We start from the raw sequence: 25,960 nt of genomic DNA on the forward strand, positions 1-25,960 counted from the left end.
CCAGCAATCTGTTCATCCATTGTCTATATTCTTGCCCTGCACCAAAAAAAGATTCCTCCCACCCCGAAGGGCAAAAGGAATCTCTTCACTCAACTCTCTCTATTTTCTATAAATATTATCTTAAACTCTCCATCCTACCCTAGAAACTCCACCGGACGATCCAGCTCATATAATCTGCGGTAACGCGGTTCTTTTTTCATCAGCTCCGCATGGGTCCCACGCATTTCTACCGAGCCATTTTCCATAAAAATCACTTCATCCATCTGCTCCGCACCGACCAAATGATGCGTTACCCAAATTAGTGACTTACCCTCCATGGCTTCGAACATTGTCTTCAAAAGATCACGTTCTGTCCGTGGGTCCAGCCCTACAGTCGGTTCGTCGAGTATGACAACAGGTGTATTTTGCAGCAAAATACGAGCTAACGCTATCCGCTGACGCTCTCCACCGGAGAAACGTTGCCCCGCTTCACGGACAAAGGTATCATATCCATCTGGCAACGAGGAGATCAACGTATCCATTTTGGCTAAGGTACCAGCTTCCTTAATTGCTTGTTCGGAAGCCTTCGGATCACCCATACGAATATTGTTGGCTACCGTAGTGTCGAATAAGTGTGGACTTTGATTAAGCACCGCTATAATAGAAGGAATATGCTCTCCATAGGCATCTGCAGCGATACCATTAATCGAAGCCGAGCCGTCAGAAGGCTCAATAACACCTTGAATAGCCTTTAATAACGTCGATTTACCCGCACCACTTCGGCCGATGATCGCAATCTTTTTACCTTGTGGAATATCGAGACTGAGATCGCGAACCGACCAGTTAGCCTCTGAACCATAGTGGTAACCTACATTTTCGAGCTTGATGTGAGCACTCTTCATGGCCTGTGGTAGAGCATCGACTACAGATACAGATGCTTTTTCAGACACGATGTTCTGCTCAGTTCCATTTACACCAGACAATCGCTCTAAGGAGTTACGGTACTGCGGGATTTTCTCCACTGCTTCAGATACTGGCAGAAAGGCATCTGCTACAGGAAAAACAACCAATACGAACGCCGCAATCAATGTACCCGCAATAGCACCATCTGCAAACTCTCCAGCGGCCCAATACAGCATAGAAAGCACACCAATCCCAATTACCACTTGCCCAATGAACGTACGAAGACGTGCCCAGCTGCGCAGCGCTGCATCGGTTTTGGCTACTTTTCTCTCATCTGCTTCATAAGTGTCTACGAACTGGCTTTGTCGTCCACTAATGACCCAGTCACCCATACCAAGTACGGCGTCAGTCAGCTTTTGATAGAGACGATTACGCTCTACTTTCACTTCACGTTGGCGCTTCTGTGTGAACAATAGAGACAAGAACGGCAACACAACTACTAACACCAATATATACAGAGCCATCAATAGCGCAAAGGCGATATCAAAAGTGCCCAACGCAATCACTGCCGCTCCATAAATCAGCAAAGCAATGATGCTTGGAAAAACGGTGCGCAGATACACATTTTGTAAATATTCAATGTCATCCGCAAGCATCCCGAGAATATCCCCAGTTCGGAACCGTGACGATAGGAACAAGGCTTGAGGCTCCAAAATATTGTACAGACGCACACGCATCTTAGATAGAATTCGCAAAATCGTGTCATGCCCAACTAAACGTTCTACATAATGAATGACAGCCCGGCTCGTTCCGAACGTACGCACACCTACAATCGGTACATAAATCATTAGAATATTTTCGACGGGTGTAGACGCTTTTGAGATCAGAAATCCTGAAGTATACATTAATGATGAGGCTGTAAAAATCGTCAACGCCCCAAGCACGATAATAAGCACAAAACGCCAAAAATACGACGATACATACGGAGCAAACCATCCTTCGCGTTTCAATGGATTCCCTCCAATTGCGACCCAATCAACTCATAATACGCACCCTTGCGGGCAAGCAACTCCTGATGGGTACCGATTTCTGCCACTTGTCCTTGCTTCATTACTACAATAACGTCCATATCGAGCATCCAGTGCAGGCGATGTGTAGCCAGAAAGACCAGCTTTCCTTCAAAAAGAGGCACCATCGTCTCCTTCAGCTCATATTCCGTCTCAATATCGAGATGTGCCGTTGGCTCATCTAATAACATAATCGGACGACTGCTGAGTAAAGCTCGAGCCAGCGCTACCCGCTGCTCCTGCCCACCACTGAATGAACGACCTCCGCCGCCGATCATCTCATCCAAGCCATTCGGAAGGGTTGCCACCAGCTCCGATAATCCAGTAGCTTTTACAGCTGCAGCCACAGCTTCCATAGAGGCCTCAGGGTAATAGAAACGAATATTATCAGCTAATGTACCACTAAAAATATAAGGGCGCTGCGGGATATACGAAGTCTGCTTTCGCCAAGCCTCATCCGTTAATGCGCTAACCGTTGTACCGTTAACCGTGATACTTCCTGAAGTAGGGTGTAAAAAACCACCCAATATATCGACTAGTGTAGATTTACCGGCTCCACTCTCTCCGATAATCCCAATTTTGCTGGCCCCTTTAAATTGCAGGTTCACCGCTTCCAGCGAAGAAAGACCGGCTTCCTCGTATTTCACACTAACATCATTTAATGTAAGTACACTTTTTTCATGCCAAGTGAATATCTCTTCTGATGTTTTCGGTGCTGATTTCAATGCTTGGTCACCATTAGAACCTACTACTTCAGCTTTCACTTCATCCTGATCTATAATGCTCTTCATTGCCTCAGCGGCTTCCTTACCATCGAGAGTAGCATGGAAATCCGAACCCACCAATCTGACAGGCAAGAAATATTCCGGTGCCAAGATTAGAATGGTTAAGCCCGTAACCAGTGTCATCTGATCGTTGACCAGACGCAGCCCGAGACTTACCGCTACGGAAGCAACGGATAACATCGTAAAGAAGTCCAGCGCGAACGAAGACAAAAAGGCTACTCGCAGTGTACGCATCGTCGCCGAGCGATATCGATCGCTGACGGTGGCAATACTCGTGCTATGACTACGACTGCGGCCCAGAAATTTCAGCGTTTCTAGCCCACGGAGGGAGTCTACGAAATGGTTAGATAAGGTGCGATAAGATTTCAGCTGACGATCCATCTGCTTGCGAGCCGTCATCCCGATCAAGATCATAAAAACAATAATAATCGGCATGGTGATCGTTAGAATTATCCCACTCGCGGTATCCATCTTGTAGATATAAATAAGCACCAAAATCGGTGTAATTGACATCCCTACCATTCTAGGGATAATCGCTTCTAAATATGTGCGGAACTTGGTTACGCCTTCCAACACTAGTGTGACAAGATCCCCGGTTCCACGCCCGCCCACCATTCTGGGTCCAAGCTGGAAGAGCTTATCCATCATTTCCCTCCGCATGTTGCTGCCCGTTGCTTCCGCAAAGCGGTAAGAGATACGGCTCATCAGCATGGCGCAAGCATGGCGCACTAGAAATGCAAGAAGGAACAATAGCGAAGTAGCCCATTGTTCCTTCAGAGGTTCTCCCGCAAATAGCGCAGAGATGACTTCTGCCAGCCATTTGGCCAGCAGAAGTATGGACATGCTTTGCACCAGGGTAAGGAGGCCAACGATCAAAAAGACCGGCTTAACTCCTTTATACCCAAGCAAATTTTTATCCATTAGTATTCAAGATGCTCCTTCTCGTGAACGCGTTTATGAAAGATAAAGTAACTCCAAATTTGATATCCCAAGACGAATGGAAGGATGGTAAGTGCCACAATCGTCATTACCTTTAAAGAGTAATGCCCCGAAGCCGCATTGGTGATTGTCAAATTAAAGGCTTGATCTATTGAACTAATCATAACACGTGGGAACAATCCTACAAAGATAGAAGTTACGGACAATGCTATTACCGCTCCTGTCATGCCAAAAGCATAGCCATCCTTCTTCTTCGTCATGAAATAACCCGATAATATGAACGCGATAATTCCCAGCGCTACTATAATCATAAGAACTAAACCACGTTGTTCGAAAATATCAGTCATATAATAAGTCATTACCACGAAAGCAAGCAATAAAGCCCCAAGTGGCAAAAGCAATCTTTGCGCCATTTTTCGAGCACGAGCCTGTAGATCACCCACTGTACGCAGCGTTGTGAACATGAGACCATGTACCAAACAAAGAAGGACAACAGTCACACCAGCTACTACGGTATACACATTTACGATATCTGTAAAACCTGCGTACATTTGCATATCCCCATCAATCGGCAAACCTTTGATGAAGCTGGCGAACACCACAGCAAGGAGGAACGGTGGGAGGAAGCTGCCGAAAAAGATACAAACATCCCAAGTTTTTTTCCAAGCTACGGAATCCCGTTTGCCTCTAAATTCAAAAGCAACACCACGTGCAATCAAAGCTAATAAAGCAAAGACAAAGGGAATGTAGAATCCACTAAACAATGTTGCATACCACTCAGGGAAAGCCGCAAACATTGCACCCGCAGCTGTAATTAGCCATACCTCATTTCCATCCCAGAAGGGTCCGATCGAGTTAATCAGGATCCGGCGCTCTGTATCATTCTTAGCGAGAATTTGTGTTTCCATCCCTACGCCGAAATCGAAACCCTCCAGGAAGAAGAACCCTATAAACAGAACTGCAATGAGTACAAACCACAATTCATTAAGAGAAATCATTGGGCGCCCTCCTCGTTATATGGATCATGCGAATCCCCGTGATCGTTATCCATCGCATAAGGACCTTTTTTAATCACTTTCATAAACAAACCAATCAGAACTAATCCGAGAATGGCGTAAATCGCTGTAAAAGAAATAACAGAGAATAGAACCTGACCACTTGTAATATTTGGCGACACACTGTCTTCCGTTGTCATCAGTCCGAATACCGTCCATGGCTGACGCCCGAATTCGGTCATGACCCAACCCGCTGTATTTGCGATTGGAGGAAGCAGTATTCCCCATAACATAAACCGCATAAACCAAGTGTTTGGACGGTCCATCTTTTTGCGCCACATTAAATACATTGCGTACATACCCATTACGATCATTAACGTTCCTGCTAGAACCATGATCCGGAAACTCCAGAATGTTGTACGTACTGGCGGGATATAGTCACCGGGGCCATAGGTTTGCTCATACTCAGCTTGCAGCTCAAGCATACCTTTAACTTCACCGGAAAATTTACTGTATGAAAGGAAGCTCAGCATATACGGAATTTGAAATTCTCCAGTACTTTCTTGCTTCTCAGGATCAATGTTTGCCCATACGGTCCAAGGTGCCGGGTCACCACTCTTACCCCACAGTCCTTCGGAAGCCGCCATCTTCATAGGTTGAGTCTCAACCAAATACTGTGCTTGCGCATGGCCTGCCACGGCTACACCAATAGAAGAAATGATACCAACGATCGCTGCAATTTGAAAAGATTTCTTAAAGAAAGATACATCTTGTTTCTTCAATATCTTATACGCACTAATACCCGTTACGAGGAAGGCGCCTGTTGCATACGCAGCAAGTACCGTGTGCGGAAATTCAACCAGCAATTGTCCGTTCGTAATGAGCGCGAAGAAATCATTCATTTCTGCCCGTCCATTATTTATCGCAAATCCCACAGGATGCTGCATAAAGGAGTTCGCTGCTAAGATCCAGAAAGCAGATAACATCGTTCCGAATGCTACCAGCCAGATGGATAACAAGTGCACTCTTTTGGACACTTTGTCCCAGCCGAATATCCAGATTCCAATAAAAGTAGACTCCAGAAAAAAGGCTGCCAATGCTTCAACTGCAAGCGGAGCACCGAAGACATCACCCACAAAACGTGAATAATCAGACCAGTTCATCCCGAACTGAAATTCCTGCAAAATCCCTGTAACCACCCCTACTGCAAAGTTGATGAGAAACAGCTTTCCCCAGAACTGCGCCATTCTTTTGTACTCTTCATTGCCTTTTCTAACGTACATGGTCTCCATGATCGCAATCAAGAGCGCTAGTCCGATTGATACCGGTACAAAGAAATAGTGGAATATTGTCGTCGACGCAAATTGTATGCGCGACAGCATTACTGTATCCATATTTTTCCCTTCCTTCTCCCCTTTTCGTTAATTATATTGTGTCAAAAATTTAGACGTACTTTTGTGATAAATGTCACACAAAGGGGTGCTTTTAACGGTGAAATTCAAATGATTTGTGACAAAAATCACAATTTATCTTAAAAAAAGCAAAAAAAATAAGACGGTTTGACCGTCTTGAAGTTGTTCACTGCTCTATAACAAGCTTGACTCATAAAGGCATTGGTTAGGTAATGGAAATACCCTTCTTCAGCGATTTGAGATCGCCATTCGAATTAAGCAATAGTGGCAGCATCTTCGTGCTGCGAACCATTGGAGAGTCACATAGACGGCAAGAAGGCGCATGTTCAAATGCGAAATTATCCCTCATCCATCCGTTGCATCCATCATTGGTACACGCCCAAATCGCGGTATTTTCTTCCGGTATTTCTTCCAAAGGTTTCTTCCGGTAGTTCATTGCCGTTCCTCCCATCCTGTAAGTCAATAGTGATTAACTAGATATAAAAAGACCGTCCCAACTTTCATCAAGCTGGGACGGTTTCTTCTATTATTACAGTTTTACAACGTTTTCGGCTTGTGGTCCACGGTTGCCTTGAACAACGTTGAATTCAACGCGTTGGCCTTCGTCCAAAGTTTTGAAGCCGTCGCCAGTGATTGCGCTGAAGTGAACGAATACGTCGCTTCCGCCTTCAACTTCGATAAATCCGAATCCTTTTTCAGCGTTGAACCATTTAACTGTACCTGTTTGCATGTGTGTTACCTCCACAAATTTAAATTAATATGTTCTTTTTATCTTCAAACAAAGAAAAAATTCACACATTGAAAAAGGTTGTATTACCAAATATAACAGCCCTTTTCAATGCGAAAATTAGGGACTAAATGTATGATTGATATCATATTACCACACCTGATTAGCAAAGGCAAGCTAGCATCCGTATTTATCCGGTTCTACCCTAATAAGTATTACCTTCCAATGTAAGGGTTGCCAGTCAGCCCAAAATTCATTAAATCAGCTTATAATTTCCATATTTATCAAAACTTTAGAAGAAACCGCTCCCCGCTAGCGATACAGAGTATCGCTATTTCAGGAAGGTCTACCTTCACAACTGAAGGGGTAGTCCGCTCTACTTGTCATTACTGCTATATCATTATATGCTGACTTCCAGCATATTATTCCTCTGGTTTTTCAAGAAGTTTAACTGTGGTCTGATTCACTTTCCCATTTCGATAATAGGTAATCTTTAGATCCTCACCAATCTTCGTCTGATCATATAAATACTTGCGAAGGGAGAGCGTGGATGTAATAGGTTCATCATTAAATTTCGTAATTACATCATTGAACTGTATTCCCGCTTCCTGTGCAGGTCCAACAGCATCCAGAACCACAACCCCATCCTTAACATTGTTCGGTAGGTTCAGTTCCTTGCGTTGGTCCTCTGCAAGAGGAACGTAGGGATTGTTTAAATCTACCGAATATACGCCTAAGTAGGAACGAGCAATACGCCCTTTCTCAGCCAGTTCATTAGCGGTATCTATCACATGGTTAGCTGGAATAGCAAAACCCAGCCCTTCTACACCTGCATCGGAGATTTTCATCGTGTTAATACCGATGACTTTACCATCCAGATCCACAAGCGCCCCGCCGCTATTACCTTCATTAATTGCCGCATCGGTCTGAATGACCTCTTGCTCCCAATCATATACGCCGTCCTGATTCAAGGATACGGGAACCTTCCGTTCAGTATAGCTGACAATACCTGAAGTCAATGTGTCACCAAGTCCTAACGGGTTACCGATGGCAATGACCGTTTCACCTAGACGAAGCTTCGAGGAATCCCCGAGCTTTGCGATTGTATTGATACCCTTGGCGTCAATAGAAAGCACCGCGATGTCACTCACTTTATCCGTTCCAACAAGTGTAGCTTTACGGGTCTCGCCATCCACTGTTACGACTTCAAGATTGCTAGAGTCTTCGATGACATGGTTATTAGTAATAATAAATGCTTTATTATCTACCTTTTTATAAATCACTCCAGAGCCTAACGCTGACTCATCCAGAATGTTCAATTCTTTATTATCTTCTTTATGATTGATAATACTTACTACTGCAGGACGAACCGTAGCAGCGGCTTGAATGATACGGTCAAACGGATCACTGCTTGGGGTAACCTCCCCAGATGTTACTACCGACTTCGGGGCAGTTTCGTGACTCATTTGTCCAGTAAGCACACTGAATAAAAACACTGCCACCACAGCACTGATTAAGGAGCAGAAGGCGGATATTTGCCAAGTGGATAAGCCCTTGCGCGATCTTCGCACAGAATGCTTGCGGTTAGCAAATGATCCCTTTGATGCTTCATCCCCTCTGGACCGTGATACTTTAGTTGAATAGAAATCGTCATCAAACAATCCCACCGAAAATCTCCCCTTTCTATTGCCAACCGTTCACAGTATCTATAACCTGAACCTCTAGCAATCACGTTCCAAGCATATACCTCTGCATCCTTTAGACTCCAACAATCACTAAAAAGTTTCACTTTATCCATTAACCACACAATAGTTTCAGTTAATCGAAAGAATTTTAGAATCTTTCAATATATCTTCTCTACTAGGAATATTTTGTAACTTAAAAGACTACACTAATAGAAAGGTTCCATAAATTTAGAGTTTGCTTATCACGTCTATAATTGTATCACAGGCAGCCCTTAATTCGTGATTTTCCTGAGGTAAAAAGCCTGCGAATTTTTTACTACTTCAGTTCTGCTTTTACTACATAAGGAGGTATAATTATGAATTCTTTTTCCACAAGTATGGATCTGGTGGAGTTTATCGGTAAGCTTGGTGATTTAAAGGATGAACACTACCATATGACCCTTGCCTTCAGTGCAATGATCGAATTGATGATCGATAAAGGCCTGATCTCCCGCCAGGAATTAGAACGAAAGACTGCCGAGCTTGATCAGCTTATGACAACTGGCTCAACTTATCCCATGGCGTAGGTTGATCATAATACGTATCGCAAAGCTTAAACTCACTATCTTTAAAGAAACAGCCCCGATCCTCCATTGCGCAACGTACCGACATTTTAGCCAAATCCATCATATTATGATCCCGACTTAAATGCGCTAAATAGGTACGTTTAGTCCGTCCTGTGAGAATTTCACTTAGTGCTGCTCCGGCTGCTTCATTAGAGAGGTGACCCATGTCGCCAAGTATGCGTCGTTTCGTATTCCACGGATAACGTCCCATCCTCAGCATTTCAATATCATGATTCGCCTCCAGCACCAATACGTCCGCCTCTGAAATCGCATCTCTTACCTTATCGCTAACATACCCCAGGTCTGTAGCTACACACAGCTTTTCTTTTCCATCATAAAAATTGTAACCCACCGGCTCCGCCGCATCATGAGAAATTGCAAACGATTCTACACGCAGACTACCAAAATCCCTATGCTGTCCCGACTCCATAATGATTCGGTTATAGTCGGGTATTTTTCCAATGCCTTTTTCAATGGCTCCCCAGGTATTGGTGTTCGCATAAATCGGAAGATCGTATTTACGGGCCATTGCCCCGAGTCCTTTAATGTGATCGGAATGCTCGTGTGTGACTAGAATCCCGTCAATATCATTACCCGTTAGCTCGCGCATGGCCAACAGCTCATCGATCCGCTTGGCACTTAGTCCCGCGTCAATCATAAGTGCTGTCTCCCCGTTCCGTACCACCGTTACATTTCCGGTAGAACCACTGGACAGTACTGTAAATGAAATCCCCATTTTCCTTACTCCTTCTAATCTGTTGTCTTCGGACTGATGATGTCCGCACTTATAGCATCCACATAATAGGCATTGCCGTTCTCCAGCATAAACCGCCACATCGGCGACGCTACCTGACTTTCGGAGTTGAATAGCTCACCGTAATACCCCAACTCAATCTCCTTAACTACGGAATCTGCCGGGAAATACTTCTCTATCAAACTACTAAGTGCTTGTGACGCTGGCAGTACCTTCTGTTCTTTATCGCTGCTGCTTGTCCCTATTTCAATCTTCGGCCAGCGGTACGCTACAATTTTTTGATCACTGTTAATTAGCTCTAACTTAACACGGAACAATGACCACTGATTTTGAACCAACGGGTGAAGGACGAACTTCCCTACTTCACTTTCTTTAGAATCAAAGCGATAATTTGCGATATCCGGTATTTGACTCTCAAGCGCCTTGCTAAGGTCGGTGAAGGAAGAATAGATCAGCTTGCTGTCTATAGGAACATCTAATTTAATGGGTGGTTCATTCTGCTCTTCAGCAGAATATCGATAAGTAATGTTAGGAAGCTGCGGGGTAGAAGCCGGAATGGGACACAATACACGAATCCCTTTCTGCTCCATTTCGGCTTGGGTCTCAGCAGACAGGGAAGTAAAATCAAGATTAGCACTAACCTGATCGCGCAAATCAATCCACAGCTGATAACATAGCAGCAGATTTAGACCTAAAAAGGCGCAAATTAGTACATTTTTGGCTCTTCCCCAATCCATACCCTTACCTCCTAAATGTTATATGAACGACTAGTACATTAATTTAATGTAAGAACGCTACCGTCAATAAGCGTAACCTTCCAGACTGGAAGTAGTTGCAGCTTCTCTTCTTTCACTACAGGTACATACGCAGGCGTTAAATCCTTCACTGCCGAAGTTTTGCTGACCGCAGACAATTGATTCTCTAGCTCCACGCCTCCAGATAGCTCTACAATTTTTTTCTCTGCTTTACTCTCATCAATATAGATTAACGAGCGTTCATACGAGGATACGGTGCCTTGCTGCAATTCCAGATTAATTACACCATACTGCAGCTGCGAATCACTCATGATCGGATAGGAGCCATATGGATAGGAGCCATAATATTGTTGAAAAGAGACCTTTCTCTCCTGTCTCCCCTCCTCGGTGGCTTCAAGACGATAGGTTCCGTTCCATCCACCATGTTCGTTCACAAATTTTACAGCTTCAAGCGCATCCTTGGCAGGTGTACTGTCTCCTGCTGGAAGTGCGGCTGGATCGCTATAGCTCATCCAATTCCGTTCCTTATCGACCTGAAGACTCCGTTTGCTATCCGTATAAATCTCCGAGCCATTTTTCTCGCGAATATATCTAGTGCTTCCAACATCGAAGAAAAGATTGTTCTGCATTTGTTCTATGGTATACATGCCTGAAGGCATCTCAACCTGAACCAGAGAAATCTTGCTGTCTGGCACATAATAATCACCGTCTACTGACTTGTAAGGCGTCCAGTTCTTGCCGAAATCCACATGCTGCTGCACGTCTTGCACCGTTAAATCCGCTTTTGCCGCTTCATATATAATGTCGCCTCTCGTACTGAAGAAAATGGCATGCGCTTTGGAGTCATTCTTAATGTTATAGATCCAAATGCGATCGATGCTTTCTCCTTCAAATAGGGAATCAGGTGACAGCTGCATAACCCGCTGCAGTAACGTTACCGGAATGCCGGATCCGAACGAAAGCTCAATCCCCGGATTCTCACCACGAATCTTATCCCAATCATAATCCTGTACCGAGTGCCGCTGGAAGCTTTCAAATCCACGCCCTTTTAACCGGTTCATAATCAAGCTATAGAACGTTGAGTCTGGATAAAAAAGCGTATGCTTGTTATCGCCCATATGGATGATCATTTTATCAGGGTACAGCAGGTTCTCGACCTTTTCCTGAGGTCCCATATTGTCTGTCTTCACATATAGATTCTCGGAGAGTACCGCCGAGTCTGCACCAGGCAAGCGATAAATCAAATAGTAACTCTCAACAAGGCTTCCCAGCACGAGCAAGGCTAGAATCCATGACTTCAATCTCTCCTTCATGCCTCACTCCCCCTTTGCTCATTCAGAGGTAGCGTAAAGGTTACCTTAGAGCCTTCATTAAGCTCGGATTGCAGGGAAATAGAGCCTCCATGGGCTTTCACAATTTCCCGGGCAATGGAAAGGCCAAGTCCGGTGCCTCCCATATTCCGTGAACGTGCCTTATCCACCCGATAAAAACGTTCAAAGATCCGCTCGATGTCTTTCTTCGGAATACCAATCCCGGAATCACGTACAGAAATGGAGAGCATTCCATCCTCATTCTTCAAGGCTTCCAATTCAATCGTACCGCCTTCCGGCGTATATTTTAGCGCATTCGAAACTAAATTCCCTAGCACTTGATCGATTTGATCCCGATCCAGCCATGCTGTGCTGACATCCCTACGGACCCTTGTACTAATATCGATACGCTTCTGCCGAATCTGAAAAGAAAAACGGTCTGCTACATCCTCCAGCATCTCTGTAATATCCGTCTGCTGAATTCTGAGAAGTGCCTCCTTGGAATCCAGACGCGACAGATGCAGTAGATCCGTAACAAGACGAATCATACGCTCGGTTTCGTTACGAATAACCCCAACAAAACGAACCGCTAACTGCGGATCCTCAAGCGCTCCATCATCGAGTGCTTCCACATAGCTTTTAATCGTTGTAAGTGGTGTTCTTAGCTCATGCGAAACGTTCGCGACGAACTCTCGGCGTGATTCCTCCAGGTTTTCTTGCTCAGTTACATCCTGCAGTACAGCAATCGTACCGGCAATCCCACCTTCACGGCGATGAATCGGAGTAAACGTAACTCTTACGATATTAGAATCTTCTCCACCCATATGTGTCAGATGAAGCATTGCAGACTGGGCATTTCCTTTAGCCAGGGAACCACTCTGCTCATAATCAAGGCCTAGCAATTTATCCAGTGGGGCACCTTCCGGCAACGGACCTTCTGTTCCCAGCATAAGTGCTGCCCGAAGGTTCATAAGAATGACTACACCATTCTCATCCGTGGCTACCACACCATCGCTCATATTCGTCAGAATAGAGGTGAGCTTCTCTTTCTCTTCCTCATTCTGAGAGAGCGCCTCACGCAATCTGCCGGTCATATAATTGAATGCCTGACTGAGTTGTCCAATTTCATCGTTGCCGAGTACGGGCATTTTTCGATTGAACCGACCCTCAGCAACAGCTGTTGCATGCCTAGTCATTTCTTTAATCGGCTGCGTAATGGTGTGTGCAAGAATAACACATAGGACAACTGTCAGTCCCAAGGCTAACAGCAAACCAGAGATAAATACACTGTTGATCCTGCCCATGGTCGCATATAAATCTTTCATGTCAGCAGCAATATAGATTGCACCTACTACCTTGTCACCGGAAAGTACCGGCTTGGCCACAACCTTTTTTCGCACATTATCATCAGCAATAATATATTCTTCATTATCGCTGATCCCCTGCAAGGCGCGATTGACTACGGTCTGAGTGTTGCGCTGTCCGACATAATCATTCTGCGAGGGCACGGAGGTGGTAATGATTTTGCCGCTGGCATCAAGCACTTGAATCTCAGCCCCGTTAATGTAAAGGTTATTAACCATACCACGCAGACTTTCTACAGCCGTTTCCTCGTCAACGGTACCAGCCTCACTACCAAATTTATCAGCAGTCAGGATGGACAGCATCTCTGCACGTGCTTTAAGATCCTTCGTGAAGTTATCCGTTAACGAGTTCTTCATCGAGCTGACAAAATAGACTCCAATTAACTGCATAGCTATCAGAATCAGCAGCACATAAATAATAATAAGCTTGGCCTGAATTGTCCGGAAAAAGGACCACCACTTCATCACAGTCCTCCGCTTTTAGGGCTATGCATCAAATAGCCAAGTCCGCGCCGAGTATAAATATATTCCGGCTTGCTGGGATTCTCCTCAATTTTCTCTCTTAGACGACGGATCGTCACGTCTACGGTCCGCACATCGCCGAAATACTCGAATCCCCACACGGCCTGCAGTAAATGCTCCCGGGTCATCACCTTACCCGCATGTTTAATCATATAGTAGAGCAGCTCATATTCACGATGGGTCAAATCAAGCGGCTCCCCACCCTTATATACCAGATACATATCTGTATCAATAAATAGATCGAAATGGTAAATACCCTGTCTGGTCTCTGCAGGTTCATTCGCCATTCCCGGCGGTAACGGTTTATGCTGTCTCCGCATTTGGGCCTTCACTCTGGCAAGTAGCTCACGTGTGCTAAAAGGTTTGGTCACATAGTCATCCGCACCAAGCTCTAGACCAAGCACCTTATCAATCTCTCCGTCTTTGGCAGTAAGCATAATGATAGGAATGTCCAAATGTGCAGAACGAACCTCACGACAAACATCCATCCCGTCCTTACCAGGCAGCATAAGATCAAGCAGCATAAGATCAGGCTTTTTGGACAATGCCAATTCTACTGCACTGTTACCATCAAAAGCACAAATAACCTCGTAGCCTTCTTTTTCTAGATTAAACTTCAATATATCAGCAATAGGCTGTTCATCGTCTACTACCAGAATTGTTCCCATCTGCATGTCTCAGCTTCACCTTCCTATCCCTACTTAAAGATCATTCCTTTATTTTAACATACCTGTCTTACCGTCACATCCTACGAAATAAGGAATCGGCTTCCCCAGCAAAAAGAAACAGCTATATCGTCATTCCTATATCAAAAAAAATAAAACCGCTCGAGTTTAATCGAGCAGTTGAGGTTAACGTATGAATTATCGCAAATACTTCATTGGATTTACTGCAGTGCCATTCTTCCGAATCTCAAAATGTAGATGTGTTCCCGTCGAGCGTCCAGTATTGCCCATTACGCCAATTTTAGCGCCTTGCTCCAAACGCTGTCCCGTAGAAATCGAGATGCTGTTTAAGTGGCCGTAATAGGTTTCATATCCGTTACGGTGATCCACGATAACCACATTTCCATACCCACTCTTCACACCTGCATAAATTACAGTTCCCGCATCAGAGGCTTTAATGGTCCGGTTGCCAGATACCATATCTAGACCCTTATGGGCACGGCTCCAGCGCTCACCGAAGCTACTAGTAAGGGTTGCTCCGCTTACTGGCCAACTGAACATGCCTGTTCCTTCACCAACTACCTTCGTGCCTCGATATACCACTTCAGGAAGAGAAGAATTAATAACGGTCTGACCCAACCACTCTTCTTGTACGACCATTCCGTTTTTCTTTGTTAACCGATACTGCATTTCTTTAAGGCCCGTTTGTCCTGGACGAACGACCTTACTTTTGCCTGCTGGTAACTGATCGCTTTTCCGCACGATCACTTCAGGCTCAGTAACCACCTGCTCGGACACTTGCTCTACAGTAACAACTGTAACATCTGGCTGTGGGACCTTCAGCTTCAGTGGATCTCCAATCTTCAACGTTAGCTCTTTCACATCCGGGTTGTTACTATAGATCTCTTTTTGTGTAATTTCAAACCGTTTGGCAATCCCCGAAATCGTATCTCCCTCTTGAACAGTATAAAGAAGTGGCGCTTCCTTACCCTCGATAAGAGTTTTGACCGCTTCCTGTACATCCAACACTTTGTTAGGATCTGTCTTCACAGGAACAATAGAGACCTCTTCACTAATCTTAACTGACTCCACTTGTTTGGCAGCTTTCGATTTCGCAGCACTTGAACTTGAGGCAGCCGTTCTTGTGAGCTTACTAGCTGTTGCTACTTTAGTTTGCGGAACATAATGATTCTTTACCCCTTCGAGTACCGCATTTGCGGTCTCTTGATCCTTTACAATGCCAACGGCTTTGCCATCTACCATTAATTGCACACCTACAGCATAGGCCTTCAGCATACCATCTAATTTATTAAGCGTTGCTTCACTATCAACTTCCGGCTTGTATGCTTTTTCCTGTTTAATTGTAATGCTTTCTGTCTGAAGCACCATCGTTGAATCCGGATACTTATCCTGATATTCCTGTTGCTTCTTATCATACAACTGGTTAAGCTGTGCCTGATCGTTGAGCTTCCCGATCTCCTTACCCTTCACCAACACTTGATAGTAGGTTTCAGTATTGGCTGCTACATACTTTTTCTCTGCACCAATCAACACAGTGGTTAGAAGCACTAGACCAACAGCTCCCAAAATCCAAGAGCGCTGGAATCTACGAGTTCCTTTTTCTTGATGAAAGTGTGTGGAGTCGTGATCGAAATTGTGGCTCTGCTGAACACTTGCTCCGGATTCTGCTGTGTCGCTATCCTGCAGTTTCCCCATCCGGCGCATGAACTTAAATCCCTTCATGAAACTCTCCCTTTCAGTCCGCTCTGTCATCCGAGACGAGCGGCCAAGCTAGTTATACGATCTCGAGTATATAGATTACGACCATGAATATTTCCACTTATCCTAGTTCTAATTTCCTGCTTCTAATGGACCCTCAAAAAGGTTACAATTGGTTACAAAAAATTAACCCTTTTAACATCCTTGTCTAATGTACCATAGCTGAGCGGAAAATTTCAACTTTGTACATATAAAAAAACCCACTAAATACGCGGGTTTTTTGCGCAAATATGAAAATTTAGCCTTTTTCTTGTGTCTAGAAATTGACAATTACTATGGTTGCTGTAGAGTTCCTGTAGTTGGTGTAAGCATTTTCATTATACTCTCGTATTCATCAGGATCAACATATTTGGCAATGACTTGTTGCAGCTCCTTAACCTCATCCTCCGTTAATCCATCCTCCATAGCTGTGGAAATTTTTTGCATCTCATCCTGCGGTAGTTTGGACATCAAGATATTGAATATATTTACCTTCTCCGCCGAAGGAAGATTATCTTTCAAGTCACCTATTGCCTCAGGTGTCATTACTAATTTCTGGTCCTCTGAACTCCCACTCTGGCTTTCGTTAGAAGAAGACTCATTTGAGGCTTGGCCCATAACCGGTAAAGCGTCCTCGGGTGCTTTTTCCTCCACCGGCTCCACTTTTTCAGGTGTATCCTTACTGTTATCTTTATCCTTGTTTACAGTGCTGCCTGTTGTCGTCGCTTCTTTATTCGCTTTATTGGAGTCCGATTGGCTATCCATGCCAATAATACTCTTGACCATCCCACCTAAACCTGGGCCTGGACTATCCACTTTAATATCGAAGCTCGCCAGCACCGACTGAATATAAGCATTTACAACCACGCCCGTAGTTAGAATTGAAAGTGTACTTGCGAGTACTACAATTAGACATACTCCCAGTGCACGCTTTACGATCTTCATTTCTTCTCTCCTCTCACCTATGTTCAAGTCTATCTGGTATATTTTTTCCATGTTTTTCTATACCCCCAGTATTGACTAGAACCGGCTTCGGGAAACATACGCATAAAAAAGAGACCTCTCGCGAGGTCCCTTATAAATGACTAAATTTATTTAGATATAAATTGGCATTACTTGATTTGTCTGCTCACGGTTACGGCCTACTGAGAAGATGGCGATCGGAATCCCTGTAAGCTCAGATACACGTTCAACATATCTGCGTGTATTTGCTGGCAGATCGTCCAATGTTTTTGCAGAAGTAATATCTTCGCTCCAACCTGGAAGCTCCTCATATACCGCTTCACACTCTGCCAGCATCTTAAGACTAGCTGGGTAATGCGTGATTACTTCACCACGGTATTTGTAACCTGTGCAGATCTTCACAGTCTCAAGTCCACTCAGCACATCCAGCGAGTTAAGAGACAAGCCTGTGATTCCACTTACACGACGAGCGTGACTTACAACAACACTGTCGAACCAACCTACACGGCGAGCACGTCCTGTAACTGTTCCATATTCATGACCTGTTTCACGGATATAATCACCCGTTGCATCATTCAGTTCTGTAGGGAACGGGCCATCTCCAACACGAGTAGTGTAGGCTTTAGCAACCCCAATAACCTGTTTAATCTTAGAAGGTCCAACACCAGAACCTATGCATACGCCACCTGCAGAAGGGTTAGAAGAAGTAACAAACGGATACGTACCTTGATCGATATCAAGCATTACCCCTTGTGCGCCTTCAAACAATACTTTGCGGTCTGCATCAATAGCTTCATTAAGAATGACCGACGTATCTGTCACATAATTACGTAGCACTTCCGCATATTCCAGGTACTGAGTCAGAATCTCTTCAACATCAAGAGCTTCCGCGCCATATACTTGAGTAATCACTTGGTTCTTCTCTTCCATCAAGTGACGAAGTCTCAATTCGAATTCCTCAGCGTCCATCAGGTCAGCAATACGGATACCGTTACGTGCAGCCTTATCCATGTAACATGGACCGATACCTTTACGTGTTGTACCAATCTTGTTCGGACCCTTGCGGTCTTCTTCCAGAGCATCCAGTACCATGTGATAAGGCATAATAACATGAGCCCGGTCGCTGATCACTAAGTTTTTAGTGTCAAAGCCGTTCTCGTGAATATAATTAATTTCTTGGATCAAGGCAGCTGGATTAATAACCATCCCGTTACCAATTACACAAGTCTTTTCTTTATAAAATACACCAGAAGGGATTAAGCTGAGCTTAAACTTCTCACCGTCAATCAGAATCGTGTGACCGGCATTATTGCCCCCTTGATAACGGGCAACCACATCTGCACTTTCCGCTAAAAAGTCAGTGATTTTCCCTTTACCTTCGTCTCCCCATTGTGTTCCCACGACGACTACCGTTGACATGTTCATTCCTCCGTAGGTGCTAGCCAGCACCATTATTTTTCATAATATGGGCCCTGTACGTCATTCTTATGTACGTAGCCCTCCGGACTCCAAGCGGATTTACCCACTAAAGGACAATACTCAGTGTAACAGCCGTTTTTTTCAAAGTCAAATAAAACGAACGATTACACAAAGAAATGTGCAATCGTTCGGATATCATACATGACAGGTTATCCAGCAAATGGTTCTGCATGTGCTCGCTCGTAGTTAACGAACTTGTTGAAATTTTTGAGAAAGACAAGCTCTACTGTCCCTACAGGACCATTACGCTGTTTAGCTATAATAATTTCAATAATATTTTTTTTCTCAGTGTCCTGATTGTAATAGTCGTCACGATACAGGAACGCAACAATGTCGGCATCCTGCTCGATAGAACCGGATTCACGCAAGTCACTCATCATCGGACGTTTATCCTGACGCTGCTCCACACCCCGGCTAAGCTGCGACAGGGCGATAACCGGCACGTCCAATTCACGAGCGATCTGCTTCAGTGTACGGGATATATCCGATACTTCCTGTTGACGGTTTTCCCCGCCTTTACCGCGGCCCTGAATGAGCTGCAAGTAGTCAATGACGATCATCCCCAGGCCCTTTTCCTTCTTGAGCCTCCGGCATTTCGCACGAATATCCGTTACAGTAATCCCTGCTGTATCATCGATATAAATCTCCGCCTCCGATAGGGACTGAATGCCCATAGTCAGCTTCGACCAATCATCATCACTCTTGAAGTCACCGGTACGCATAGTATTCGCATCCAGATTAGCTTCGGCACAAATCATCCGCTGTACTAGCTGCGGCGCAGACATTTCCAGACTAAATATGGCAACCGTCTCTTTGGCACGCACGGCCACATTCTGAGCAATATTTAGCGCGAATGCTGTCTTACCTACAGAAGGACGGGCTGCAACAATGATCAAATCATTGCGCTGGAATCCATTAGTCATATGGTCTAAATCCACAAATCCCGTTGGAATACCTGACATGCCGCCCTTATCTTTATTCTGATGAAGGAGTTCAACCTTATCAAATACTTCCATCAAAACATCGCGGATTGCGATAAATCCACTGCCGCTGCGCCGGTTAGAGATTTCAAGAATTCGCCGTTCTGCATCACTCAGCATATCGGCTACATCTTCGCCGCCGGTGTAACCCTCGCTTACGATTTGCGTCGCTGTACGAATCAAACGCCGTAACATAGCCTTTTCTTCAATAATCTGCGCGTAGTATTCTACGTTAGCCGCAGTAGGCACAGCATGCGCCAGCTTAGCTAGGTAGCTAACACCACCAATATCTTCGAGCTCTCCCTTGTCCTGCAGTCTAGAAGTAAGCGTAACAAGATCAATCGGCTGGCTCTCTTCTCCGAGCTGCACCATCGCCTCAAAAATCATTTGATGCGCTTTATCGTAGAAGTCTTCGGTATTCACCCGTTCCATTGCAGTAATGAGCGCTTCATCCTGCAACAGAACAGCACCAATTACCGCTTGCTCCGCCTCAAGATTCTGCGGGGGGACCCGATCGAAAAAGAGATCTCCACCCATGTTACTCCTCCGTTACCTGAACCTTAAGGGTAGCCTTTACTTCAGTGTGTAGTTTTATACTTACTTGAAACACTCCCAAATGACGAATCGGCTCTCCTAGCTCAATCTTGCGCTTATCGATAGAAATACTTTGAGTGGAAGCTAGCGTTTCAGCAATTTGTTTGCTCGTGATTGCGCCGAATAGACGGCCGCCTTCACCTGCTTTTGCTTTCATAGTAAGGGTAAGCTCATCTATCTTCTTGCCCAGTTGCTGAGCTTCTTCTTTTTCGTTATCTTTACGGCGTTGTTCAGCAGCTGCTTGATTCTCAAGCGTCTTCACATTGCCTTCCGTTGCCGGACGAACTAATCCACGTGGTAATAGGAAGTTCGAAGCATAACCTTCGGATACCTCTTTAACCTGACCTTTTTTACCTTGACCCTTAACATCTTTTATGAAAATGACCTTCATTCGAATAAACCCTCTTTCGATTCGATTTCAGCCAGCACCTGCAGCAGTCTGGCTTCTGCTTCTTTACATGTTCCTTCTAGCTGTACCGCGGCGTTCGATAGATGCCCACCGCCACCCATTTTTTCCATCACGACCTGGACATTCATACGCCCAAGTGATCGAGCACTAATGCTTATCAGGCCGTCTGGTCGCTCGCTAATGACAAATGAAGCGACTACGTTCGTCATCCCAAGTAATGTATCCGCAGTCTGAGCGATAAGTAGCTGTGGAATCTTCATACCTGGTGCCGTAACGACCAATGCGATTTGATCATAAATCATACGCGCATGTTTGATAATTTCGGCTTTTGAAATATACTCCTGTAAATCCTCCTTCAGCATACGCTGAATAAGAACGGTATCCGCACCATTTCGGCGCAGAAACCCTGCAGCTTCAAATGTACGTGAGCCTGTATGCAGTGCAAAGTGCTTCGTATCTACAGTAATTCCCGCTAAGAGCATTGTAGCATCCAATGGACTAATCTTTACCTTCTCATGGATATATTGAAGCAACTCTGTCACCAGCTCACAGGTTGATGAAGCATAAGGCTCTAAATAGACAAGTACAGCATCGTTGATGAACTCTTCACCTCTACGGTGATGATCCACCACCACAATTCTACTCGCATATTGCACAAGCCGCGGTTCCATTGTCATAGACGCCTTATGGGTGTCCACAACAATAAGCAACGTATGCTCCGTCATCACTTGTAAAGACTGCTCCGTTGTGATGAATGACTTAAATAATTCATCATCTTTCCGAATCTGCTCCATCATGTTTGTTATGGAAGGATTAGGAGTCTCCATCACAATGCTAGCCTCTACATTATACATCTGTGCCGCTCTCAGAAGGCCAATCGCAGCACCAACAGCATCGATATCTGGTGTCCGGTGGCCGAGGATCAGCACACGGTCGCTTTCCTGCATCAAATCACGCAGCGCATGCGCAATGACTCGTGCCCGCACTCGTGTACGCTTCTCCGCAGCATTACTCTTTCCACCGTAGAAAGACAACCTCTGACCTGCTTTTACAGCAGCCTGATCACCACCTCTGCCGAGCGCCATGTCCAAACTGGATTGTGCTAAAGCACCTAGCTCGCTTGCAGAGTCCGCGCCAAATGCCATACCAATACTCAGTGTCATTGGCACTTTAAGGTCGGCCGTCATTTCCCTAATCTCATCGAGAATAACGAATCGACTTTCTTCCAGTGCTTGCAGACTACGATGATTAAGTAGCATTAGATAACGCTCAGACGACAGACGACGCAGGTAAACATCAAACTGTTTACTCCATTCAGTGATCTCACTCGCCACCTTAGCGATCAGAGAAGTACGCTGTTGATCATCCATTCCTTGAGCAGATTCATCTAGATTATCCATCATCACTATGCCAATCGCCAGCTTCTCATCCTCATAACGTTCACGTAGCACCACAAGCTCAGTGATATCATACATGTAAAGAATACGTTCACTTGGAATAATGACGGCTTGATAAAATCGTTCATCCACAGTGATCTCAAGGCGAGTGTCATGCAATACGCCTTCTTTGTGAACATCCCGTTTTCCCGATACATTCGTCGTAAAAAAAGACTGCATATCCGGCAGCAATTCCAGTAGCGGCTCCCCAACTAAAGACTTGCGCGCAAAAACATCACCAGCGTAGCGGTTATTCCATTCTACTGTTCGATCTTCGCTAAACAGAATGATTCCGAGGGGCAGCATACTCACTGCTTCTCCCTCCACTCGCTTAATACGAAAAGTTAATCCATTAATATATTCCACCAGATTACGGCGGAACGAAATCTCCATCTTCAGCATATAGAAGCATAATGTACCTGCCAGAAACAGGCTAACGACCCCAAGAGCCCAGTTATAAATACTAACAATTATAATAAGGGCCAACAGCAGCATGAACGCCCATACGGTATGATAGCCGTGCCAGCGTCTTTGCAGAAATTTAGGCATGAACTCTCACCCTATCGTTTCGATTTCGTCACATACTCCCGCAGTGGGAAAGCAAGATCAATAATACCGATAATGCGTAGCGGCGGCAGCAAAATGACCGGTATTGCTAGCAGAATGGCAACCATCTTGTTCCATTTGCGTTCATGCGCCAGGAAGAAGAAAAATCCAATCGCCTGAATCATAAAGCCAATTCGTAGCAACGGCAGTAGATTGGCAGAAATCATGAGGATGTAATTATTCTCTGATCCTGAGAAGAAGAGCTGAAGAACCACACCAATCAAATAATACCAAATAAACGATCTCGAAAGTCTCCATTCACGAGCAGGCTTCATCTTAGGCACTGCATAATTCATACTGTTCAGAATCGGACGAACAATAGAATGCGTAATGACAGCTATCATAAAAGAGCTTACGATTAGTGTCATTGGGATCATTTGAACCGTCATATGACTTAGCTTGTTTACATCCTCAGTCGTAAATCCAAGATCAGTAAACAGTGGATTAGCAGTACCAAGATCAGACAGAGGCGAGTTAACCATCTGCAGCACATCGTTCACATAGTTAGACAAATCAAAGTTAAATAACGCCGTACCGAGTAATAAGAGTACCAGGAATTCTCCAAGAATCGTAACCGTACCTGCAATCACGGTAGATACTGCTGAAGCATGTCTTTTATACCAACGTCCCATAACCAGAGCAGGTATTAAGAAATACGCCGCGATAAGCACATAAATAGGTGTAATCAGACCAACAATCAGCAACACCGGCAATACGTGTAGAACGAATTGTTTGGTGTTCAGCGTAGTGAATAACACTACTGCCGGAACAATCATAAATAGGGTAGTGATGATGAGCAGTGGAGTCGTTAAACTAAGCAGCAAAAGTAAGTATATTACGCTCCAAGCCACAGATGACCAGCGAAATTTCAACAGTATTCACCTCTTACGCATATGTTCTTCTAAAGCAGATATATCTTGATACCATTCTTCCAGTTGATGCCCTTCCTGCTTATGCTTTCTGAGCTTCTCGAGTAGCAAGTCATCTAATTGACGATAGGGAATCCCTAGTCTGCGGCCCAAAATATAAGAGCTCATAATCAAACTAGCCAGGCTGTCGCCCACACGGGTAGTACTGCCTTCCCATAACGCTTTAAATAACCGTGAAACTTGGTCAATCACTTCTGTTTTTAACCATTCAATTACCTTGGCGCGTTTAGCGACATCCAGATCCTTCGGCACATTGGACACGTCTCTCTACCTCCGGCAAAAAGCTTTATTCTCCATTATAGCATAAAAAATTCTGTGTCACACAAGGGCGCCCCGCGCACCTTAAGTATGCTTCATCCAGGGATGAACTAGTACTTCTTACATTTTAAAAAAAGACCTGCTTTCCGTTATCGCCGGAAATACAGGCCTTGTTCCGATGCTTCTATTCCCGCGAATAAATTGGGCTATAATGACTCTTGTGATTGTTTTGATACAAATTTCTCGCAATATTCTATGACTTGACTCCGGCGAACGATGCCAATAAAACGGTTCATATCATCGACTACAGGAACAAAGTTCTGTACCTTAGCCAAATTAATCAGATCTTCCATATCCGCATCAATCGAGACAGGTCTGTTATTCATCCTCAACGGCAAATCTTTAAGCAAGAATTTTGAAGCGTTCTCGAAAGTAACCTTGCCCTCGGATTCCTTCATATACCAGAGCAGATCACCCTCTGTAACCGTACCAGCATATTCTCCATTTCGGTTCAGAATAGGGACAGCAGTATAACGGTGATACTCCATCCTCTCCAACGTTTGACGTAGCGTTGAATCGATCGTTACGCAAGCGACTTCCTGTTTCGGAAGTAAAAAAAATGCAATATTCATCTCTTGATCCTCCTCAAAGAGTTCCGAAGGAATTACGGTTCTTTAACTTCCTTTCACTGCCATGCAAAATTATTAATACGTGGCAGCTTAATAATAGTTCCAATACATTATAGCATGAAGACAGTAAGCAGCAGCCATAAGAATGTGAATGGCTGCTGCAATTAATTATATGCGTTTGAATTCCACTTTAGAATTATTGCGTAACTGCTGTTGATTTAGGCTCCAGTGCATTACTTGCTTTTCCAGGCTCAATTAGTTGATCTACAGGTGTTGCTGCACTCATCCAATTGTCGATCATCGCCTTAGCTTCACTCAAATCCTCTTCATCAATGATATCATAGTAAACACCATCCATACGTTTACCTTCACCCATAACTGTGAAGCTTGAGATATCCATGCCTTTTCCGCCCATGAATTTTTTGGCTAGACTAATGATCATCGAAGGCTCTATATCGGTTTTGAAATTATCTCCCATAATATCCAACAACTTCGGAATGTTGCCAATTTGACTAATCGATAACATTTTATTCGCTACAACATCAATAAAAACCTGTTGACGTTTGGTACGGTTAAAGTCACTATCCTCACGATAACGCGTATAGTTCAGTGCTTCTTGTCCGTTATAAAGCGACTTTCCAGCTTCAATTGTAAACTTTTCATGATCCTTACCTTTGTTCACAATGTCTTTCTTAATCGGCAGCGGAACGCCTCCAATAGCATCTACAGCATCCTTGAGTCCTTTGAAATTTATTGTCGCATAGTATTGAATATCATGACCGAGCAGCGCCTCTAGGGAATCCTTGGCCATCTGCTGCCCCCCAAAAGCATAGGCATGTGTAATCTTATCCTTTTTATTATCCTTATGACCTATAATTTCCGTATACGTATCACGCGGAATAGAAATAAGCAGGATCTTATAGTCCTCAGGGCGAACAACAGCGTACATCATGGTATCTGAACGTGCTGTTTCATTATCACGTTGATCGGTACCTAAGAGCATAATTGAGAACGGATCGCTCTTGTACACAACCGGTTCTGGCTTAACCTTATTATCATCCTTAAGCGGCTGGTAAGATTCTTCCTTTAGCTTAGTTTCAACCCGATCAGACAAAAAGAGGTCGAAGGCTAAGACAGCCAGGGAATTACGAAACAGAAAGCCTCCCGCTATAATAACAACAAGAACAATGAGGGCGATATATCTTTTCTTTATTTTTTTCATCTTTGATTCCTTCATTTTTGATTCCTTCTTTATTGTAGAATAATTGCTTGCCATATATATAATGCTTCCTGAATCTTTATCAGGCAGTCATGACTTTATTTCTCACGGCGATCAACTGTCCCTTATTCCATTATCTTATTGTCCCCCCTTTCAGGAAATTCAGGTCATTCAAAATTATAGAAAAAAAGTTTTTTGCAGTTCTAAAATAATGTGGGCTAAAACAATATTTC

23 protein-coding genes are annotated in these 25,960 nt (G+C 44.3%); 1 reads left to right on the plus strand and 22 read right to left on the minus strand.

Translation table 11 applies throughout. The features are described from left to right. Positions 1 to 134: 134 nt before the first annotated feature. The 7 genes from cydC to L1028_RS14195 all read right to left on the minus strand — a co-directional run bounded on the left by cydC (position 135) and on the right by L1028_RS14195 (position 8,474). Positions 135 to 1,892 carry a thiol reductant ABC exporter subunit CydC gene (gene cydC / locus L1028_RS14165; RefSeq protein ID WP_234534853.1) on the minus strand — a complete coding sequence of 586 codons (1,758 nt, stop codon included), beginning with the start codon at positions 1,890 to 1,892 and terminating at the stop codon, positions 135 to 137. Then, complete coding sequence (cydD, locus tag L1028_RS14170; RefSeq protein WP_234534855.1) at positions 1,889 to 3,655, minus strand: thiol reductant ABC exporter subunit CydD; 1,767 nt, start codon at positions 3,653 to 3,655, stop codon at positions 1,889 to 1,891. The genes cydC and cydD overlap by 4 nt, the downstream gene beginning before the upstream one ends. Next, complete coding sequence (cydB, locus tag L1028_RS14175) at positions 3,655 to 4,671, minus strand: cytochrome d ubiquinol oxidase subunit II (protein ID WP_234534857.1); 1,017 nt, start codon at positions 4,669 to 4,671, stop codon at positions 3,655 to 3,657. The genes cydD and cydB overlap by 1 nt, the downstream gene beginning before the upstream one ends. Further along, entirely contained in the window at positions 4,668 to 6,062 is a 1,395-nt protein-coding gene (locus L1028_RS14180) for a cytochrome ubiquinol oxidase subunit I (RefSeq protein ID WP_042193025.1), read from the minus strand. The genes cydB and L1028_RS14180 overlap by 4 nt, the downstream gene beginning before the upstream one ends. 223 nt (positions 6,063 to 6,285) lie before the next feature. Next, positions 6,286 to 6,516, minus strand: a complete 231-nt coding sequence (locus L1028_RS14185; protein ID WP_234534859.1) for a cold-shock protein — start codon at positions 6,514 to 6,516, stop codon at positions 6,286 to 6,288. A 93-nt stretch (positions 6,517 to 6,609) separates the two neighbouring features. After that, positions 6,610 to 6,810 (minus strand): cold-shock protein, encoded by a 201-nt coding sequence (locus L1028_RS14190; protein ID WP_019914582.1) that lies wholly within the window; start codon positions 6,808 to 6,810, stop codon positions 6,610 to 6,612. Between the two features lie 419 nt (positions 6,811 to 7,229). After that, on the minus strand, positions 7,230 to 8,474 hold the full coding sequence (locus L1028_RS14195; protein WP_234534861.1) for a S1C family serine protease: 1,245 nt from the start codon (positions 8,472 to 8,474) through the stop codon (positions 7,230 to 7,232). Between the two features lie 374 nt (positions 8,475 to 8,848). Here L1028_RS14195 and L1028_RS14200 point away from each other — a divergent pair, with 374 nt between their 5' ends. Further along, positions 8,849 to 9,058: a hypothetical protein gene (locus tag L1028_RS14200; protein ID WP_042193027.1), complete on the plus strand. Its 210-nt coding sequence runs from the start codon at positions 8,849 to 8,851 to the stop codon at positions 9,056 to 9,058. Here L1028_RS14200 and L1028_RS14205 read toward each other — a convergent pair. From L1028_RS14205 to L1028_RS14275, 15 genes are all read right to left on the minus strand, one after another. Continuing rightward, positions 9,024 to 9,833 carry an MBL fold metallo-hydrolase gene (locus tag L1028_RS14205; RefSeq protein WP_234534863.1) on the minus strand — a complete coding sequence of 270 codons (810 nt, stop codon included), beginning with the start codon at positions 9,831 to 9,833 and terminating at the stop codon, positions 9,024 to 9,026. The genes L1028_RS14200 and L1028_RS14205 overlap by 35 nt on opposite strands. Before the next feature lie 14 nt (positions 9,834 to 9,847). After that, positions 9,848 to 10,588, minus strand: coding sequence for a two-component system regulatory protein YycI (gene yycI, locus L1028_RS14210; protein WP_234534864.1), 741 nt, complete (start codon positions 10,586 to 10,588; stop codon positions 9,848 to 9,850). Between the two features lie 38 nt (positions 10,589 to 10,626). After that, positions 10,627 to 11,919, minus strand: a complete 1,293-nt coding sequence (locus tag L1028_RS14215) for a YycH family regulatory protein (protein WP_234534866.1) — start codon at positions 11,917 to 11,919, stop codon at positions 10,627 to 10,629. Further along, positions 11,916 to 13,745, minus strand: a complete 1,830-nt coding sequence (walK, locus tag L1028_RS14220) for a cell wall metabolism sensor histidine kinase WalK (protein WP_234534868.1) — start codon at positions 13,743 to 13,745, stop codon at positions 11,916 to 11,918. Before walK ends, L1028_RS14215 begins: the two co-directional genes overlap by 4 nt. Next, positions 13,745 to 14,476 carry a response regulator YycF gene (gene yycF / locus L1028_RS14225; RefSeq protein WP_234534870.1) on the minus strand — a complete coding sequence of 244 codons (732 nt, stop codon included), beginning with the start codon at positions 14,474 to 14,476 and terminating at the stop codon, positions 13,745 to 13,747. Before yycF ends, walK begins: the two co-directional genes overlap by 1 nt. Before the next feature lie 189 nt (positions 14,477 to 14,665). Next, positions 14,666 to 16,210, minus strand: a complete 1,545-nt coding sequence (locus L1028_RS14230) for a M23 family metallopeptidase (RefSeq protein WP_234534872.1) — start codon at positions 16,208 to 16,210, stop codon at positions 14,666 to 14,668. 309 nt (positions 16,211 to 16,519) lie between these two features. After that, the gene (locus L1028_RS14235; RefSeq protein ID WP_234534874.1) at positions 16,520 to 17,170 is read right to left on the minus strand and encodes a hypothetical protein; all 651 of its coding nucleotides are present in this window, start codon (positions 17,168 to 17,170) and stop codon (positions 16,520 to 16,522) included. A gap of 150 nt (positions 17,171 to 17,320) precedes the next feature. After that, positions 17,321 to 18,607: an adenylosuccinate synthase gene (locus L1028_RS14240; protein WP_042193035.1), complete on the minus strand. Its 1,287-nt coding sequence runs from the start codon at positions 18,605 to 18,607 to the stop codon at positions 17,321 to 17,323. Positions 18,608 to 18,816: 209 nt separating this feature from the next. Continuing rightward, positions 18,817 to 20,184 carry a replicative DNA helicase gene (dnaB, locus tag L1028_RS14245; protein ID WP_042131710.1) on the minus strand — a complete coding sequence of 456 codons (1,368 nt, stop codon included), beginning with the start codon at positions 20,182 to 20,184 and terminating at the stop codon, positions 18,817 to 18,819. Position 20,185: 1 nt separating this feature from the next. Next, positions 20,186 to 20,632 carry a 50S ribosomal protein L9 gene (gene rplI, locus L1028_RS14250; protein ID WP_042193036.1) on the minus strand — a complete coding sequence of 149 codons (447 nt, stop codon included), beginning with the start codon at positions 20,630 to 20,632 and terminating at the stop codon, positions 20,186 to 20,188. Continuing rightward, the gene (locus L1028_RS14255; RefSeq protein ID WP_234534877.1) at positions 20,629 to 22,635 is read right to left on the minus strand and encodes a DHH family phosphoesterase; all 2,007 of its coding nucleotides are present in this window, start codon (positions 22,633 to 22,635) and stop codon (positions 20,629 to 20,631) included. Before L1028_RS14255 ends, rplI begins: the two co-directional genes overlap by 4 nt. 11 nt (positions 22,636 to 22,646) lie before the next feature. Beyond that, positions 22,647 to 23,564, minus strand: a complete 918-nt coding sequence (locus L1028_RS14260) for a DUF2232 domain-containing protein (protein ID WP_234534879.1) — start codon at positions 23,562 to 23,564, stop codon at positions 22,647 to 22,649. Positions 23,565 to 23,570: 6 nt separating this feature from the next. Then, a complete protein-coding gene (locus L1028_RS14265; protein ID WP_170880353.1) occupies positions 23,571 to 23,873 on the minus strand; it encodes a MazG-like family protein in 303 nt (100 codons plus the stop codon). A 212-nt stretch (positions 23,874 to 24,085) separates the two neighbouring features. Beyond that, positions 24,086 to 24,511: a CBS domain-containing protein gene (locus L1028_RS14270; RefSeq protein WP_042193039.1), complete on the minus strand. Its 426-nt coding sequence runs from the start codon at positions 24,509 to 24,511 to the stop codon at positions 24,086 to 24,088. A 193-nt stretch (positions 24,512 to 24,704) separates the two neighbouring features. Continuing rightward, a complete protein-coding gene (locus L1028_RS14275; RefSeq protein ID WP_234534880.1) occupies positions 24,705 to 25,745 on the minus strand; it encodes an LCP family protein in 1,041 nt (346 codons plus the stop codon). Between the last annotated feature and the right edge of the window lie 215 nt (positions 25,746 to 25,960).

It is taken from the genome of Paenibacillus pseudetheri (assembly GCF_924513355.1).
In the GTDB taxonomy this organism is placed as follows: Bacteria; Bacillota; Bacilli; order Paenibacillales; family Paenibacillaceae; genus Paenibacillus_AQ; species Paenibacillus_AQ pseudetheri.

What these genes read in the sequence shown, in the direction of transcription:
- cydD (WP_234534855.1), bottom strand. Translation starts at nt 3,655, where the DNA reads ATGGATAAAAATTTGCTTGGGTATAAAGGAGTTAAGCCGGTCTTTTTG.
- cydB (WP_234534857.1), bottom strand. Translation starts at nt 4,671, where the DNA reads ATGATTTCTCTTAATGAATTGTGGTTTGTACTCATTGCAGTTCTGTTT.
- L1028_RS14180 (WP_042193025.1), bottom strand. Translation starts at nt 6,062, where the DNA reads ATGGATACAGTAATGCTGTCGCGCATACAATTTGCGTCGACGACAATA.
- L1028_RS14185 (WP_234534859.1), bottom strand. Translation starts at nt 6,516, where the DNA reads ATGAACTACCGGAAGAAACCTTTGGAAGAAATACCGGAAGAAAATACC.
- L1028_RS14190 (WP_019914582.1), bottom strand. Translation starts at nt 6,810, where the DNA reads ATGCAAACAGGTACAGTTAAATGGTTCAACGCTGAAAAAGGATTCGGA.
- L1028_RS14200 (WP_042193027.1), top strand. Translation starts at nt 8,849, where the DNA reads ATGAATTCTTTTTCCACAAGTATGGATCTGGTGGAGTTTATCGGTAAG.
- L1028_RS14205 (WP_234534863.1), bottom strand. Translation starts at nt 9,833, where the DNA reads ATGGGGATTTCATTTACAGTACTGTCCAGTGGTTCTACCGGAAATGTA.
- yycI (WP_234534864.1), bottom strand. Translation starts at nt 10,588, where the DNA reads ATGGATTGGGGAAGAGCCAAAAATGTACTAATTTGCGCCTTTTTAGGT.
- L1028_RS14215 (WP_234534866.1), bottom strand. Translation starts at nt 11,919, where the DNA reads ATGAAGGAGAGATTGAAGTCATGGATTCTAGCCTTGCTCGTGCTGGGA.
- walK (WP_234534868.1), bottom strand. Translation starts at nt 13,745, where the DNA reads ATGAAGTGGTGGTCCTTTTTCCGGACAATTCAGGCCAAGCTTATTATT.
- yycF (WP_234534870.1), bottom strand. Translation starts at nt 14,476, where the DNA reads ATGCAGATGGGAACAATTCTGGTAGTAGACGATGAACAGCCTATTGCT.
- L1028_RS14230 (WP_234534872.1), bottom strand. Translation starts at nt 16,210, where the DNA reads ATGAAGGGATTTAAGTTCATGCGCCGGATGGGGAAACTGCAGGATAGC.
- L1028_RS14235 (WP_234534874.1), bottom strand. Translation starts at nt 17,170, where the DNA reads ATGAAGATCGTAAAGCGTGCACTGGGAGTATGTCTAATTGTAGTACTC.
- L1028_RS14240 (WP_042193035.1), bottom strand. Translation starts at nt 18,607, where the DNA reads ATGTCAACGGTAGTCGTCGTGGGAACACAATGGGGAGACGAAGGTAAA.
- dnaB (WP_042131710.1), bottom strand. Translation starts at nt 20,184, where the DNA reads ATGGGTGGAGATCTCTTTTTCGATCGGGTCCCCCCGCAGAATCTTGAG.
- rplI (WP_042193036.1), bottom strand. Translation starts at nt 20,632, where the DNA reads ATGAAGGTCATTTTCATAAAAGATGTTAAGGGTCAAGGTAAAAAAGGT.
- L1028_RS14255 (WP_234534877.1), bottom strand. Translation starts at nt 22,635, where the DNA reads ATGCCTAAATTTCTGCAAAGACGCTGGCACGGCTATCATACCGTATGG.
- L1028_RS14270 (WP_042193039.1), bottom strand. Translation starts at nt 24,511, where the DNA reads ATGAATATTGCATTTTTTTTACTTCCGAAACAGGAAGTCGCTTGCGTA.
- L1028_RS14275 (WP_234534880.1), bottom strand. Translation starts at nt 25,745, where the DNA reads ATGAAGGAATCAAAGATGAAAAAAATAAAGAAAAGATATATCGCCCTC.